13 protein-coding genes are annotated in these 14984 nt (G+C 68.6%); 4 read left to right on the top strand and 9 right to left on the bottom strand.

Features of this window, described 5'->3' with window-relative positions; translation table 11 throughout:
* Positions 1 to 4: 4 nt before the first annotated feature.
* The 3 genes from V2S04_RS09295 to V2S04_RS09285 form a co-directional block, all read right to left on the bottom strand.
* Positions 5 to 832 (bottom strand): ABC transporter permease, encoded by an 828-nt coding sequence (locus V2S04_RS09295; RefSeq protein ID WP_413638248.1) that lies wholly within the window; start codon positions 830 to 832, stop codon positions 5 to 7.
* 79 nt (positions 833 to 911) lie between these two features.
* Positions 912 to 2096: an extracellular solute-binding protein gene (locus tag V2S04_RS09290; protein ID WP_413638247.1), complete on the bottom strand. Its 1185-nt coding sequence runs from the start codon at positions 2094 to 2096 to the stop codon at positions 912 to 914.
* Between the two features lie 58 nt (positions 2097 to 2154).
* The gene (locus tag V2S04_RS09285) at positions 2155 to 3225 is read right to left on the bottom strand and encodes an ABC transporter ATP-binding protein (protein WP_413638246.1); all 1071 of its coding nucleotides are present in this window, start codon (positions 3223 to 3225) and stop codon (positions 2155 to 2157) included.
* A 107-nt stretch (positions 3226 to 3332) separates the two neighbouring features.
* Here V2S04_RS09285 and V2S04_RS09280 point away from each other — a divergent pair, with 107 nt between their 5' ends.
* Together V2S04_RS09280 and V2S04_RS09275 are read left to right on the top strand one after the other, a co-directional pair.
* Entirely contained in the window at positions 3333 to 4121 is a 789-nt protein-coding gene (locus V2S04_RS09280; RefSeq protein WP_413638245.1) for a FadR/GntR family transcriptional regulator, read from the top strand.
* 88 nt (positions 4122 to 4209) lie between these two features.
* Positions 4210 to 4917, top strand: a complete 708-nt coding sequence (locus V2S04_RS09275) for a cache domain-containing protein (protein WP_413638244.1) — start codon at positions 4210 to 4212, stop codon at positions 4915 to 4917.
* A gap of 140 nt (positions 4918 to 5057) precedes the next feature.
* On the opposite strand, the gene V2S04_RS09270 is transcribed toward V2S04_RS09275, so the two are convergent.
* On the bottom strand, positions 5058 to 6251 hold the full coding sequence (locus tag V2S04_RS09270; RefSeq protein WP_413638243.1) for a PrsW family intramembrane metalloprotease: 1194 nt from the start codon (positions 6249 to 6251) through the stop codon (positions 5058 to 5060).
* Between the two features lie 59 nt (positions 6252 to 6310).
* Here V2S04_RS09270 and V2S04_RS09265 point away from each other — a divergent pair, with 59 nt between their 5' ends.
* Positions 6311 to 7180 (top strand): fumarylacetoacetate hydrolase family protein, encoded by an 870-nt coding sequence (locus V2S04_RS09265; RefSeq protein WP_413638242.1) that lies wholly within the window; start codon positions 6311 to 6313, stop codon positions 7178 to 7180.
* Positions 7181 to 7250: 70 nt separating this feature from the next.
* On the opposite strand, the gene V2S04_RS09260 is transcribed toward V2S04_RS09265, so the two are convergent.
* Genes V2S04_RS09260 through V2S04_RS09245 form a run of 4 tightly spaced genes read right to left on the bottom strand, consistent with a single transcriptional unit; the run spans position 7251 to position 11533 of the window.
* Positions 7251 to 8711, bottom strand: coding sequence for an aspartate ammonia-lyase (locus V2S04_RS09260; protein ID WP_413638241.1), 1461 nt, complete (start codon positions 8709 to 8711; stop codon positions 7251 to 7253).
* Positions 8712 to 8762: 51 nt separating this feature from the next.
* Complete coding sequence (locus tag V2S04_RS09255) at positions 8763 to 9680, bottom strand: phosphodiesterase (RefSeq protein ID WP_413638240.1); 918 nt, start codon at positions 9678 to 9680, stop codon at positions 8763 to 8765.
* 51 nt (positions 9681 to 9731) lie between these two features.
* Positions 9732 to 10061, bottom strand: coding sequence for a peptidase (locus tag V2S04_RS09250; RefSeq protein WP_413638239.1), 330 nt, complete (start codon positions 10059 to 10061; stop codon positions 9732 to 9734).
* The gene (locus V2S04_RS09245) at positions 10058 to 11533 is read right to left on the bottom strand and encodes an inorganic phosphate transporter (RefSeq protein WP_099194928.1); all 1476 of its coding nucleotides are present in this window, start codon (positions 11531 to 11533) and stop codon (positions 10058 to 10060) included. The genes V2S04_RS09250 and V2S04_RS09245 overlap by 4 nt, the downstream gene beginning before the upstream one ends.
* A 151-nt stretch (positions 11534 to 11684) precedes the next feature.
* On the opposite strand from V2S04_RS09245, the gene V2S04_RS09240 reads away from it, so the two are divergent.
* Positions 11685 to 13805, top strand: coding sequence for a S9 family peptidase (locus tag V2S04_RS09240; RefSeq protein ID WP_413638238.1), 2121 nt, complete (start codon positions 11685 to 11687; stop codon positions 13803 to 13805).
* Between the two features lie 63 nt (positions 13806 to 13868).
* On the opposite strand, the gene V2S04_RS09235 is transcribed toward V2S04_RS09240, so the two are convergent.
* Positions 13869 to 14897, bottom strand: a complete 1029-nt coding sequence (locus V2S04_RS09235; protein ID WP_099194965.1) for a 6-phosphofructokinase — start codon at positions 14895 to 14897, stop codon at positions 13869 to 13871.
* Positions 14898 to 14984: the final 87 nt, after the last annotated feature.

Below are 14984 nucleotides of genomic sequence, written 5' to 3'. Positions count from 1 at the left end.
CGGCTCACATCCTTTCCAGGGCGCCGGTGCGCTGCACGCTCACCAGGTAGATGACGACGAAGGCGATCGGCACGACCGAGAACGCGGCTGCCAGAGGGGGGTTCAGGTTGATGTTCGAGGCGATGACGCTTCCGATCATCTGAGTGTCGCCACCGACGAACTTCGCCACCAGGTAGTCACCAAGGCTCAGCGAGAAGGTGAACACCGAGCCCGCGATGATGGCCGGCTTGATGAGCGGGAGCACCACGGTGCGAATCGTGCGCCATGAACCCGCGCCGAGATCCGCCGAGGCGTCGAAGAGATTCGCCGGCAGCTGGCGGATGGCGGTGTAGACCGGAACGGCCATGTACGGCAGCCAGAGGTAGGTGAGCGTGAGGACGACCGTGAAGACGGTGAAGCCGGGGCCGCGGATGCCGAACGGCGCGAGCATCCAGTTGAAGAAGCCCTGCTCGGTGAAGGTGATGCGCATCGCGATGACCTTCACCAGATAGCCGGCCCAGAGCGGCAGCGTGATCGAGACGGCCAGCACCCCACGCAGCCACGGCGAGGCGACCTTCGCCATGAAGATGCCGAGCGGCACGGAGATGACGATCGAGAGCACGGTGACCCCGAGGGCGATCCCCAGCGTGCGCAACGCCGTGGAGGCGTACGCGGGGTTGGCTACCAGCTGCTCGAAGTTGCCGAAGGTGAAGCCGGGCTTGACCTTCGAGGTGAAGGGATCGGTCACCCAGAACGCCGTCACCAGCAGCATGACGAGCGAGAAGATGTAGATGCCGATGAGCCAGGCCATAGGCAGGGCCAGCAGGCCGGCGAGGCGTACGCGGCGCGTCATGTCGTTCCTGTCGGGGTCGAGAGGGTGGTTCCGGGGCGGAGGACGCAGCTCCCCCGCCCCGGGGTTCGGGCGGGCCGGATCAGCCCTTGACGCTCGTCCAGGCGTCGGTCCACTGCTGGAAGTTGGTGCACTTGACGTCGGTGCGACCATCGATGCACTGCTCGATCGGGGTGGTCCAGAACCACACCTTCTTGAAGTACTCCTCGTTCGTGGCGTTGTAGTACTCGCAGTGCGCCTTCGCCTCTTCGCTGGTGTCGCAGAAGGCGGCGTTGGCGGGAGCCATGCCGAAGTTCATCGCGATGGCTCCGTTGACCTCGGGCGACGAGGCGTAGTCCATCCAGGCATACGCGCAGTTGGGGTTCTTCGACTTCGCGGCGAGCATCCAGGCATCCGACCAGCCGGTCGAGCCCTCCTCTGGCAGCACGCTCTTGAACTTCTCGTCCTCGGTGAGCTTGCGCAGCACCTCCCATGAGGTGCCGAGCACGGTGGTGCCGCCGGCGAACGAGGTGATCTGCGCCGCGGGGTCGGCCCAGTACTCCGAGACGATCTCGTTCTGCTGCTTGAGCAGGTCGACGGCGGCCTTGAGCTGCTTCTCGTCGAGGGCGTAGGGGTTCTCGATGCCGAGATCGGGCTCGTGCGCCATGAGGTACACGGCCGCGTCGGCGATGTAGATCGGGGCGTCGTAGGCGATGACCTTGCCCGCGTAGGGGCTGTCCTTCTCCCATGCGACATCCCAGCTGGCCGGCTCCTCTGTGACGACCTCGCTGTTGTACTGCAGGATGTTCGCGCCGCGGCCGATCGGGATGCCGTACGACTTGCCGTTGATCGTGTCGTAGATCTGGCCCTTCATGCCCTCGACGATGTCGTCGCCGAAGTTGGGGATGAGATCGAGGTTCAGCGGCTGCACGTCGCCGCCGGCGATGAGGCGGAGGCTCGCATCACCCGATGCCGAGACCAGGTCGTAGTCGCCGGTGCGCATGAGCTGAACCATCTCGTCGCTGGTTCCCGCGACGCGGCGGTTGACCGTGCAGCCGGTCTCCTCGGTGAACGCGTCCGACCAGGCGGGCTCCACGAACCCCGACCAGGCGATGATGTTCACCTCCTTCTCGTTGTCTCCGAGCTTGTCCATCATGGGGATGTCGGGGACGTCGATCGAGAGGCCGCCGTCGCCCCCGCCCGAGGGCTCGGCGGCTGCCGAGCAGCCGGACAGCGCGAGGGCTGCGGCTGCGGTGAGGGCCGAGATGGCCAGGATCTTCTTTCGCATGGATCTCTCCTTCGTGATCGCGGTGCGCGAGTGTGTGTCGGTACTGCTGGGGAGGGGCTCAGGGAAGCCGGGCGGCGTGCGCCGGATTCCAGGTGGCGCGCACCCGGTCGCCTCGGCCGGGTTCGCCGGCTCCGGAGGCGTGGTGGTGCGCGTTCGGGCGCTCGGCGATGATGTCGACGCCGGCATCCGAGGTGATGAGGTAGCGGGTGGCGGGTCCGGTGTATACGACCTCGGAGATCGTGCCGACGAGACCGACGTCGCCGTCGGAGAGGGCATCGGATGCCGCGTGCAGGCGCACACGCTCGGGACGGATGCTCATCGTGCGTCGGTCGCGGGTCAGCTCATCGGCGAGTTCGGCTCCGATCAGGTTGGACAGCCCGAGGAAGCGCGCGACGAACTCCGTCTGCGGCTCCTCGTAGACGTCGCGCGCGCTGCCGACCTGTTCGATGCGGCCGTTGTTGAACACGGCGACGCGGTCGCTCAGCGTCAGAGCCTCCTCCTGGTCGTGCGTGACGAAGATGAAAGTGATGCCGACCTCGCGCTGAATCTGCTTGAGCTCGATCTGCATCTGCTCGCGCAGCTGCTTGTCGAGGGCGCCGAGCGGCTCGTCGAGCAGCAGCACCTGCGGCCGCAGGATGAGCGCACGGGCGAGCGCGATCCGCTGCCGCTGGCCTCCGGAGAGCTGGTGGGGCAGCCGCTCGGCCACGTGATCGAGGCGCACCCGGCGCAGCGACTCGGCGACCTGCTCGATTCGCTCGCTCTTGCTCGCACCCTTCACCCGCAAGCCGTAGCCGACGTTCTCGGCGATCGTCATGTGCGGGAACAGCGCATAGTCCTGGAAGACGGTGTTGACATCGCGTGCATGCGGCGGGGTCCGGGTCACATCGACCCCCGAGAGACGCACCGTGCCCGAGGTCGCCTCCTCGAAGCCGGCGATGATCCTCAGCACCGTGGTCTTGCCCGAACCCGATGGACCGAGCATCGAGAGGAACTCCCCCGGCGCGACGTGCAGGTCGAGGTCGCGCACGGCGGTGAACTCGCCGAAGGACTTGGTCAGGCCGGTCAGCGACACGCTGCCTTTCGCGGAGGTGTCGCTCGCGGCATCAGTGGCCGGCGCAGCAGTCGTCATCTCGTGCTCCTCGATCCTCATCGACTCGGAAGGTGGATTAAACATATAAAACCGTAGATCATATTTCAAGACTTCATCTCCACGGCCTCTCGTGGAAGAATCCAGGAATGGATTCGCTGACCTCATCCCCCGGTGCTCGCACCGAGCCGGATCAGCGCAGCCGTCCTCCGCATCGCCTGCAGGGCGCGCTCTTCCAGCCGATCGGCGACGAGGGCAGGGCCGAGCTCGTCGAGCGGCGCCTGGTCGACGCGATCCACCGCGGACACCTGCGGGCCGGAGAACGCCTACCGTCGGAATCCGAGCTCGCCCGCAGCTTCGGCGTGGCCCCCGTCACCGTGCGCGAGGCTCTGCTCATCCTTCGCGGGCAGGGGCTGATCGTGACTCGACGCGGGCGCAACGGCGGCAGCTTCGTGGTCGACGACGCCGACCCGCTCGCCTTCGCGCACGCGGCTCTGCTGCGCACCTCCCGCCTGTCCCTGCGAGACATGGGGGCGCATTACAGCGCCATCACGGCCGCGGCCGTGCGTCTCGCGGCCCGCCGCGCCGACCCCACCGAGGCGAAGCGTGTTCTGCGGCGTCTGGATCGGCTCGAGGACCTGGATGTCGATCAGCAGCGTCGCGTGCTCGACGACGTGCTGGTCGAACTGGTCTCTCTGAGCCAGTCGGCTCGGCTGACCCGCGAGCAGATGAAGCTGCAGGCCGAATTCTCGCCCTATCTCCGACTGGCCGCTCCCGACGATGCGGGCCTTCGGGCGCAGTCCGCCTCTCTCGCGAGCATCATCGCCGCTGTCGAGCAGAGCGATCCGGATGCGGCCGGCGCACGGACCGAGCAGCTCGTCGCCGACGTCATCGATGCGCTGATCCACCTGCAGAGCTCGCCACCCGGCATCCCATGACCCATCCCCTCCCCCTCGAACAGTTCGTTCTCCCTCGAACCGTTCTCTCCCCCTCAAGAAGTTCCATCGACGTGCACTGGAGGACGCGATGAGCACCCCGACCACCACCGCCCCCGTAGAAGCCGCCCGGATCGTCGAGGACTACTTCGGCGCTCCCATACGAATGCTCGACAGCTGGGTCGGCTCCTGCGCACGGGAGCTCGCTCATCTTCTCGATGAGGGCGCGCTGACACGCCCCCGTCTCGATGCCGTCGTCGAGCCATACGCGGCACGCACCCTCGCGCTCGACGCCGTGCCCGTGTACGGCGCGGGCTTCATCGCCGCGATCGATCTGCTCAGCGATGCGCACAGCCATCTGGCCTGGTGGCAGGGCGAGGACGGCCGCAAGCTCGTGCTCGCCTCGCAGACCGTGAACAAGGAGTACATCGACTACAGCGAACTCGAGTGGTACCGCGTGCCGATGAGCACGCGCCAGCCGCACGTCGCGGGCCCGTACGTGGACTACCTCTGCAGCGACGAGTACACCATTACGATCGCCGTTCCCGCTGTCGCCGACGGGCGTCTTCTCGGCGTCGCCGGGCTCGATCTCCTCGTCTCCGAGGTCGAGCGCGAGCTGACGCCTCGTTTCGCCGCACTCGGCCACCAGGTCACCCTCACCAACGGCGTGGGACGCGTGGTCGTCTCCACCGATCCGCGATGCGCGACGGGCGATTCGGTGCGCGGAAGCCGCCTCGCCGACCTGCCGAGGGTCTCCTGCGCAGGCGTCGCCCTCGACGTGATCGTGGAGAGCCTCTGATCTCACGATTCGCGAGCAGGTCTTGACTTCGACCAGTGCGCGAGGCACCCTGTGTGTAGATCAACTCAGCGCCCGGGAGACTTGCAGGCATCGCCGCAGCACCGGGCGCTGAGTCTGTCCCGGGCTCCGCTCCGGAGCCGTCAGTACGCGAGCAGGCGGGCCCTGGCATCCCGACTCCGCATCAGCAGCGCATGCTCGTCGGCCGCCGCCAGCGGGTCGCGTCCGGTGATCGCGCGCTGGCGCACCGCAGCCAGCGCCGCGGCATCCCGGATGAACTCGCGCATCACCTCGCGGCGGTCGCCGCGCAGTCCTGCTGCCCACTGCAGCCCTGTGCGACGACCGGCGGGCGTGGCCAGCATCTCCACCTCCTGCGGGGTGAACCATCCGGCGGCCGCGTACTCGCCGAGGCGCACGCGGGTGAGCCTGGCCTCTTCGCGGCGCAGAGCGAGGATCGCGATGATGAAGCCGATGAACAGCGGCACCTGCGTGGTGAGGTACAGCGCGAGGAAGTCGCCGAGCAGCGACGATCCGTTCCAGTAGGCGTGCAGGCCCACCGCACCGAGAAGTCCGAGGGCCCCCGATCCGACCGCTGCGGCGGTGCTCGCTCCCCGACGAGCGGCCAAGCCGATGGCGAAGCCGGTCAGGGCGGTGAACATCGCGTGCGCGAACGGAGAGACCAGTCCCCGCAGGATGAAGGTCAGAGTCAGCTCGCCGGCACCGCCCGAGATCAGGCTGGTGCCGAAGTACTGGATGTTCTCGGTGAAGGCGAAGCCGGCCCCGATCAGAGCGCCGTACACGACACCGTCGACCGGCCCGTCGAAGGCCCTGCGTCCGATGACGAACACCAGCAGAACACCGGCTCCCTTGGCGAGCTCCTCGATCACGGGCGCCTGGATGACCGCGGCGAAGAACTCGTCGCGCTGACCGACAGCCAGCGCGAACGCCAGGTCGACGAGAAGGGTGATGCCCACGGCGGCCACCGCTCCCCAGGCGAGCGCGAAGATCACGAGGCTCTTCGGCTCAGGCTCCCAGCGGTCGATCATCCGCACGCCGGTGAGCACGATCGCGAGCGGCACCAGGGCGAGCACCAGTCCGACCACCGACGCGCCCACCCCGAGGAAGAGCGCGAAGTAGGCGATCAGCGCGAGCATCGCGAAGCCGAGGGCGCCGAACGCCCACACGGATGCACTGCGTCCGCGTCGTGCGGGCATCGGGAGCGCAGGCATCGCCGCCGCTGGCGAGGGCGCCGCGGGCGCGGGCGGGGCGTATCCGGAGCGCCCGGCGAGAGCGGTCGGGAAGCGCTGCGGCGCCGGGGGCTGTCCTCCAAAGCTCATGTGGAAAGCCTAGAGGCCGCCTCTGCCGCGGGCGGCATCGCGCCCGGTAGCGTAGAGACATGCGTTTCGCCCACCTGAGCGCTCGCGACTCCGAGGCCCTGCAGCTCGCCGTCATCGACGGCGAGCACGCGGTCCTCGTCAGCGACCTCCTCTCCCCCGCCCCCTCGACCCTGCAGCAGCTCATCGAGGGCGGTGACGAGCTGCTCGAGCGGCTGCGTGCCGCATACGCCGAGGGCGCTGCGCCCCGGCATCCGATCGCCGATCTGCGCTTCGGACCAGCCGTCGTCTCGCCGCCGATCATCCTGGCGGTGGGTTTGAACTACGCGGCGCACTCCAGCGAGCTGGGGCTGAAGACCGACACCGCGCCGACGGTGTTCACGCTCTGGCCGAACTCCCTCGGCGCGCACGACGCCACGACCGAGTGGCCGCGCTCGCTCAGCGAGTCGGTCGACTACGAGGCGGAGCTCGGCGTGATCATCGGGCGCGCCGCGAAGGACGTCTCCGCAGACGACGCGCTCGACACGGTGTGGGGCTACACCGTGGTCAACGACATCACCGCTCGCGACATCCAGTTCGCCGAGGCGCAGTGGTCGCGCTGCAAGTCGTTCGACGGCTTCACGCCGACAGGACCGGTCGTCGTGACCGCCGACGAGATCCCCGACCCGCAGGACCTGCACATCTGGGCCGTCGTCGACGGCCAGACCGTGCAGGACGCCAGCACGGGGCAGATGGTGCGCAGCGTCGCCACGCTGATCGCGCACCTCTCCTCCTCGGCCACTCTGCTGCCGGGAACCCTGATCTCCACGGGCAGCCCGGGCGGCGCCGGCTACTCCCGCGACCCGCAGATCTTCCTGCGCGACGGCTCGACGGTGACGGTCGGGGTCGAAGGCATCGGCGAGCTCACCACGCACTGCCGCACGCTCGGCTGAGCGGCGCGCGCCGGACGCGACGAGAGGCGGATGCCCCAGGGCATCCGCCTCTCGTCGTGTGCTCGGAGACTCAGGCCTGCGGCAGATCCTCGGCGGCGATCACCGGGATCGCGGCGGTCACGGTCTCAAGGCCTGACAGGCGCGCCGGGGAGATCTGCTTCATGACCTCGTCGCGCGACATGAGCCCTGCTTCGACGACCAGGTCGGCCACGTTGCGGTTGGTGAGCAGCGCCGTCTTCGCCAGCGCCGCCGACGCCGCGTAGCCGATGAACGGCGTCAGCGCCGTGACGACGCCGACCGAAGCGCCCACCATGGCACCGAGACGCTCGCGGTTGGCGGTGATCCCATCGACGCAGTTCACCCGCAGCGTCCACATCGCCTGGCGCATCCAGGTGATCGACTGGAAGATCGAGTGCGCGATGACCGGCTCGAAGGCGTTCAGCTGCAGCTGACCGCCCTCGACGGCCATCGTCACGGTGACGTCGGCCCCGGCGACCGCGAAGGCGACCTGGTTGACCGCCTCGGGGATGACCGGGTTGACCTTGCCCGGCATGATGCTGGAGCCGGCCTGCATCGCGGGCAGGTTGATCTCGCCGATACCGGCCTGCGGGCCCGATGAGAGCAGGCGCAGGTCGTTGCAGATCTTCGAGAGCTTGATGGCGTTGCGCTTGAGCGACGACGAGAACGACATGAACGCGCCGGTGTCGCTGGTCGCCTCGACCAGGTCGGTGGCGGTGCTCAGGTCGAGCCCGCTGATCTCGCGCAAGTGCTTCAGAACCGTGGGCGCGTAGTCGGGGTGGGTCGTGATGCCCGTGCCGATGGCGGTGGCGCCCATGTTGATCTCGGTGAGCAGCGACGCGTTCTCGGTGAGACGGCTGTGGTCCTCACCGAGGGTCGTCGCGAAGCCGTGGAATTCCTGTCCAAGGGTCATCGGCACGGCGTCCTGCAGCTGGGTGCGGCCGACCTTGAGCACGTCGTGGAACTCGTTCGCCTTGCCGAGGAACGACTTGCGCAGCAGGTCGAGCTCGTCGAGCAGCGAGACGAGGTTCAGCGAGAGGCCGATCTTGACCGCGGTCGGGTAGACATCGTTCGTGGACTGGCTGCGGTTGGTGTGGTCGATCGGCGAGAGGAACGCGTAGTCGCCCTTCCCACGCCCGGCCATCTCGAGCGCGATGTTCGTGATGACCTCGTTGGCGTTCATGTTGGTGGAGGTCCCCGCCCCGCCCTGGATCACTCCGACGATGAACTGGTCGTGGAACTCGCCCTCGATGACCCGCTGCGCGGCGGCGTCGATCAGATCCGCCTTGTCGGCGTCGAGCACCCCGATCTCCTTGTTCGCGCGGGCGCTCGCCTGCTTGACCATCGCGAGTCCGCGGACGAGGTCCGGGTACACCGAGATGGGGCGCTTGGTGATGGGGAAGTTCTGCTCGGCGCGCAGGGTGTGGACGCCGTAATACGCGTCCCCGGGAATCTCGAGACTTCCGATCGAATCGGTCTCTGTGCGGCTAACAACAGGCTCAGAAGAGGCCATGTCACATCCTTGTGGGTAGTGGCGATCAGGGATTCGGGGGATGCGCCCAGTCTACGATGCTTCCCAGCCGGGCTTGCGGGAGAACACGTCGAGTCGCTGTTCGGGGGTGAGGGATGCCATGCGCTCGGCCCATTCGCGGGTGAAGAAGTCGCCGGTGGGCGCCTCCACGACCGGCACGACGGTATGCGTCACCGTGTCGGGGTACACATGCACCAGCTGGAACGACTGCGCCGCGTCCATGCCGTTGACCTCGACGGCAGGACGCGCGACGTTCATGGTGTAGCAGGTCGCGGAGGCGACACTGACCGGGATGCCCGCGAACAGACCGTGCGACGAGTAGTGCAGGTGGCCGGCGAGGATCGCTCTCACATCGGCTCCGGCGACCGCCTCCGCGAGCAGATGCTGGTTGCGCAGCTCGAGGATGTCGAACAGCGGGATGTGGCTGGGCAGCGGCGGGTGGTGCATCGCGAGGATCGTGCCGTGCGGCGCGGGCTCACTCAGCTGCTCGCGCAGCCAGGCGAGCTGCGCCTCGTCGAGGTCGCCGTGATGCCACCCGGGTACGCTCGTGTCCAGGGCGATCAGCCGCAGCCCGTCCAGGTCCCACACGCCGGTGACCGGCTGCTCGGTGGGCTCCAGATCGAGCAGGTGCCGTCGCAGCGCGGGCCGCTCGTCGTGGTTACCCGCCACCCAGACCACGGGGCAGCCCAGGTCGTCGGCGAACGGCTCGACGGCCGCCCGGAGGCGACGGTAGGCGTCGGGCTCTCCCAGATCGGCGAGATCACCGGTGACGACGATCGCCTTCGGATCGCTGCGGGTCGCCCGGACTGCGTCCAGCGTGCGCGCGAGCGTGCCGTCGACGTCGTACCGCTCCCCCAGCCGGGCGCCGTCCGCGAGCAGATGCGGATCGCTGATGTGCACGATGACGTGCGAGGCCGGATCGTGACTGCCGAAGGCGAAGTGCTCTGACATGCGCCCAGCCTATGGCGGCTCGCCGCGGTGCCGCGGTCAGCGTCCGGGGTGTCAGTGACCGACGACGATGAGCAGGATGCCGCCGAAGACGGCGGCGCCGCACAGGATGAAGCAGCCGATGGCGCAGGCGAACGCGAACGCCTTCTGCCGCTCGCTCAGCGGGCTCTTGCGCGCGGCCTTCTCAGCCTGCTTCGCGGCGCGTCTGATCTCCTTCTCGGAGAGCACCGTGATGGCATCCGTGAACTCCACCGGAGTGACCACCGGCACGCGCCCTGCGCGCACCAGCATCCGCAGCCCCAGGGCGTAGAAGAGGACGGTCGCACCGGCGCCCAGCAGTGCGGCGACGAAGACGCTGACGAAGGCTCCCCAGTCGATGCTCATCGTGCGTCCTCCTGCTCGTCGACGGCGATGTCCCATTCGGCGAGGTTTGCCCGCGCCCTGCGGCTGGCGATCACCGTCTCCCACTCCTGCGCGGCCTTCTCGGCGGCGGCGAACTTCTGCGCCGCCTTCTCCGCGGCGCGCTTGGCGGCCTTGACCTCGGCGGGCGACGCGCCCGCCTTCTTCAGCTTCTTGGCCCGCCTAGCGGCGCGCTCGGCCTCGTCCGCCTTGCGTTCGGCGCGCTCGAGGGCGCGCATGAGCTCCATGCGGCTGGCGCGTCGCGTCGGTCCCGGAACGTCCGGCTGGTCGACGGCGAGTCCGGACTCCGCCACGTCGCTCATCGCGTTGGCGTGCGTCACCGCGTTGCGCCGCGAGTACATGAACAGCCCCACGATGATGACGAGGGCGAGCACCGCGTCGATCGCGACGCCCCAGTTGCCCAGCCAGATCACCAGCAGTGCGGCGAGGGCGCCCACTCCGCCCGCGGCGGGAAGGGTGAGCAGCCATCCGATCGCGATCCGGCCCGCGGTCGCCCAGCGCACGCTTGCTCCGCGCCGGCCGAGACCCGATCCGATCACCGATCCGGACGCCACCTGCGTGGTCGACAGCGCGAAGCCGAGGGCGCTGGATGCGAGGATGGTCGCCGCGGTGGAGCTCTCGGCGGCGAAGCCCTGCGCCGGCTTGACCTCGGTGAGCCCCTTGCCGAGCGTGCGGATGATGCGCCAGCCGCCCAGGTACGTGCCGAGCGCGATCGTGAACGCGCACGCGACGATCACCCAGAACTCGGGGTTGTGGTAGTCGGCGCTGTTCGGGTCGCCGGTCTGCCATCCGATCGTGATCAGCGCGAGGGTGATCACGCCCATCGTCTTCTGGGCGTCGTTCGTGCCATGCGAGAGCGCGACCAGCGACGAGGTGAAGATCTGGCCCCAGCGGAACCCGGAGCGTCCGTCGGGCTTGCCGTCGTATCGCCGCGTCACGCCGTAGGCGATCTTCGTGGCGATGAAGGCGATGATGCCCGCGGTGAGAGGGGCGATCACGGCCGGGAGGATGATCTTCGACAGCACCATGCCGAAGTCGATGCCGGTGGCACCCACGCCGACCAGGGTGGCTCCGATCAGACCGCCGAACAGGGCGTGCGACGAGCTGGAGGGAAGACCCAGCAGCCAGGTCAGCATGTTCCAGGTGATCGCGCCGATCAGGCCGGCGAAGATGAGCGGGAGGAACACCTGCGCACCCATCTCGCTGATGGAGTCCTCGCGGATGATGCCGCCGGACACAGTCTTGGCCACCTCCGTCGACAGGAACGCGCCGACGAGGTTGAGCACCGCGGCGAGCAGCACCGCGGTCTTGGGCTTCAGAGCCCCGGTGGCGATCGGCGTCGCCATCGCGTTCGCGGTGTCGTGGAATCCGTTGGTGAAGTCGAAGAAGAGCGCCAGCGCGATGACCAGCACGACGATGAGGGCTGCGGTTTCCACCGGTCTCTTTCGTTGGGACTGCCAGGGAGGGGCCGAGGACTCGGCGGTGACGAACGAAGAGTTCACCGTGGGTATGTCATCCGTTAAAGGACCCGCATGAATCCTCCCACCCTGCCCGGTCGCGGTCAACTCGCCGGGGTAGCGTGGCAGGGTGACCGACTCCAGCATCCGACCTCCCGAGGCCGCCCGCCGCATCACCACCCGCACCCACCACGGCGACCATTTCGACGACGCCTACGAATGGCTCCGCGCCAAGGACGACGCCGAGGTCATCGCGCACCTCGAGGCGGAGAACGCCTACGCCGACGCACGGACCGCTCACCTCGCACCGCTGCGCGAGAAGCTGTTCCAGGAGGTCAGGTCGCGAGTGCTGGAGACCGACCTGTCTGTCCCGACGCGCCGGGGCGACTGGTGGTTCTACAGCCGCACCGAGGAGGGCGCGCAGTACGGGATCCACTGCCGCACCGCGGCCGTGGACGACGACTGGACACCGCCGTCACTCGAGCCGGGCGTGCCCGTGCCCGGCGAGGAGGTGCTGCTGGACGGCAACGTCGAGGCGGAGGGTCACGACTTCTTCTCGCTGGGCGCCTTCGATGCGTCGGATGACGGAACGCGACTGCTGTGGTCGGTCGACGTCGACGGCTCCGAGCTCTACACCGTGCACGTGCGCGACCTGGCGACCGGCGAGATGCTGCCGGATGTCATCCCGGACACCGGACAGGCGTTCTTCACCCCCGACGGGAAGGCGATCGTCTACACGACCCGTGACGAGGCCTGGCGGCCCGACACGCTCTGGCTGCATCGAATCGGCACGCCCGTCGAGTCGGATCTGAAACTGTTCCACGAGGCGGACGAGCGCTTCTGGATGGGGGCGGGCATCACCCGCAGCCGCAAGTACCTCGTGATCGGACTCGGCTCCAAGGTGACCAGCGAAGAGCTGCTGGTCGACCTCGGCGAACTCGGCGCCGACCCCGGGTCGGTCCAGCCGCGCATGGTCTGGCCCCGCCGCGACGGCGTGGAGTACTCCGTCGATCACGCGGTCGTCGACGGCGAGGACCGCCTGCTCATCCTGCACAACGAGGACGCGCTGGACTTCGAGCTCGTCTCGGTCGCCGCATCCGACCCGCAAGGGGCACGGCAGGTGCTGCAGGCGCACCAGCCCGGGCGACGCATCATCGACGTCGACTGCTTCCGCGACTTCGCGACGTTCGAGTACCGCAGCGAGGGTCTGGTGCGCGCCGCGATCATGGATCTCGCCACCGGCGAGCTGGACGAGGTGGACTTCGACGAACCCCTGTTCGACGCGTACTTCAGCGGCAACCCGGAGTGGCATTCACCGTTCCTGCGGATGACCTTCACCTCGTTCGTCACGCCGTCGCAGGTGCTCGACCTCGAGGTCGCGACAGGCGAGAAGCACCTGCGCAAGCAGATGGTGGTGCTCGGCGGATACGACGCCGCCGACTACGGTCAGCGGCGCGTCTGGGCGACGGCCGACGACGGCGCCCAGGTGCCGATCTCGCTGGTGTGGAAGCGCTCGTTCGGCGACCCCGGCGACGAGCCGCGCGCCCTGCACCTCTACGGCTACGGCTCGTACGAGCACTCGATCGACCCCGCCTTCTCGACCATGCGGCTGTCGATGCTCGATCGCGGGGTGATCTTCGCCGTGGCGCACGTGCGCGGCGGCGGCGAGATGGGCCGCGACTGGTACGAGAAGGGCAAGGAGCTGCACAAGCGCAACACCTTCACCGACTTCGTCGCCTGCGCACGCCACCTCGTCGACACGGGTGTGACGACGCCGCAGCGCATGGTCGCCGAGGGCGGCAGCGCGGGCGGGCTGCTCATGGGTGCGGTGGCGAACCTCGCCCCGGAGCTGTTCGCCGGCATCCTCGCGGGCGTTCCGTTCGTCGACGCCCTCACCTCGATCCTCGATCCGTCGCTGCCGCTGACGGTCGTCGAATGGGACGAGTGGGGCGACCCGCTGCATGACCCGGAGGTGTACGCGTACATGAAGACGTACACCCCGTACGAGAACATCCGCGAGGGCGTCGCCTACCCGCGCATCCTCGCGATGACGTCGCTCAACGACACCCGCGTGCTGTACGTCGAGCCCGCGAAGTGGGTGGCGGCGCTGCGGCACGCGGGAGCGGCGGACGTGATGATGAAGTGCGAGATGTCGGCCGGACACGGCGGCGTCAGCGGCCGGTACAACGCGTGGCGCGAGCGTGCGTTCGAGCTCGCCTGGATGCTGGACGTCCTCGGTCTCGCGGATTGACCGGCCCGCCGTCCCGGGCCCGACGGGGCCGGGACTGGCCGGGGCCGGGACCGGCGGGGTCGCTCAGCCGAACAGCGCTGCGGCCTCGTCGTACCGGGTGCGGGGGACGGTGTTCAGCTCGCCGAGCGCCTCGGCAAAGGGCACCCGGACGATGTCGGTGCCGCGCATGGCGACCATCTGACCCCAGTCCCCGTCGACCAGGGCGTCGGCGGCGTGCAGGCCGAGACGTGTGGCGAGCACCCGGTCGAAGCCCGACGGCGATCCACCGCGCTGGATGTGGCCGAGCACGGTGGAGCGGGTCTCGATCCCGGTGATCCGCTCGATCTCGGGTGCGAGGATCTCGCTGATCCCGCCGAGGCGCGGACGGTTGAAGGCGTCGAGGCCCTTGTCGCTGTACGCCTCGTCCATGCCTTTCAGGGTGAAGCCCTCGGAGACCACGACGAGCGGGGCACGTCCGCGAGCGGCGGCGCTGCTGACCAGCGAGCAGATCTCGTCCATCGACATGGGCACCTCGGGGATGCAGATGACGTGGGCTCCGGCAGCCATGCCGGCGTGCAGCGCGATCCAGCCCACGTGCCGCCCCATCACCTCGGCCACCATGCAGCGCTGGTGCGAGTCGCCGGTGGTGCGCAGGCGGTCCATCGCATCGGTGGCGATGTTCACGGCGGTGTCGAAGCCGAACGAGTAGTCGGTCGCGCGCAGGTCGTTGTCGATGGTCTTCGGCACGCCGAGCACGTTGATCCCGTCCTTCGACAGCCGGTCGGCTGCTGCCAGCGTGCCCTCGCCGCCGATCGCGACGATGCCGTCGATCCGATGCCCGTACAGCGTCTTGGCGATGTTCTCCGCTCCCCCGCGCACGCCCTCGTACGGGTTGGTGCGACTGGTGCCGAGGATGGTGCCGCCGACCTTCGAGAGCCCCTTGACCTCGTGGCGGGTCAGAGGGAAGAAGTCGCCGTCGACGACGCCGCGCCAGCCGTCGCGGATCCCGACGAACTCCAGGTCATAGGTGGTGGTGCCCTTGAGCACGATGCCGCGGATGACGGCGTTGAGTCCGGGGCAGTCGCCGCCGCTGGTGAGGATGCCGATCTTCATGCTGCTGCCTTCGTGCGTGAGGGGTACGGGTAGAAGAGGCGACATTGCCCGTTGTCGACCATAGTGCCGATCGCGGGGAGAAGCCAT

The organism is Microbacterium sp. OR21, from assembly GCF_047306785.1.
In the GTDB taxonomy this organism is placed as follows: Bacteria; Actinomycetota; Actinomycetes; order Actinomycetales; family Microbacteriaceae; genus Microbacterium; species Microbacterium esteraromaticum_E.
Note: the sequence above shows the minus strand (reverse complement) of the source record. Positions and strands in the feature narration are given on the sequence as shown.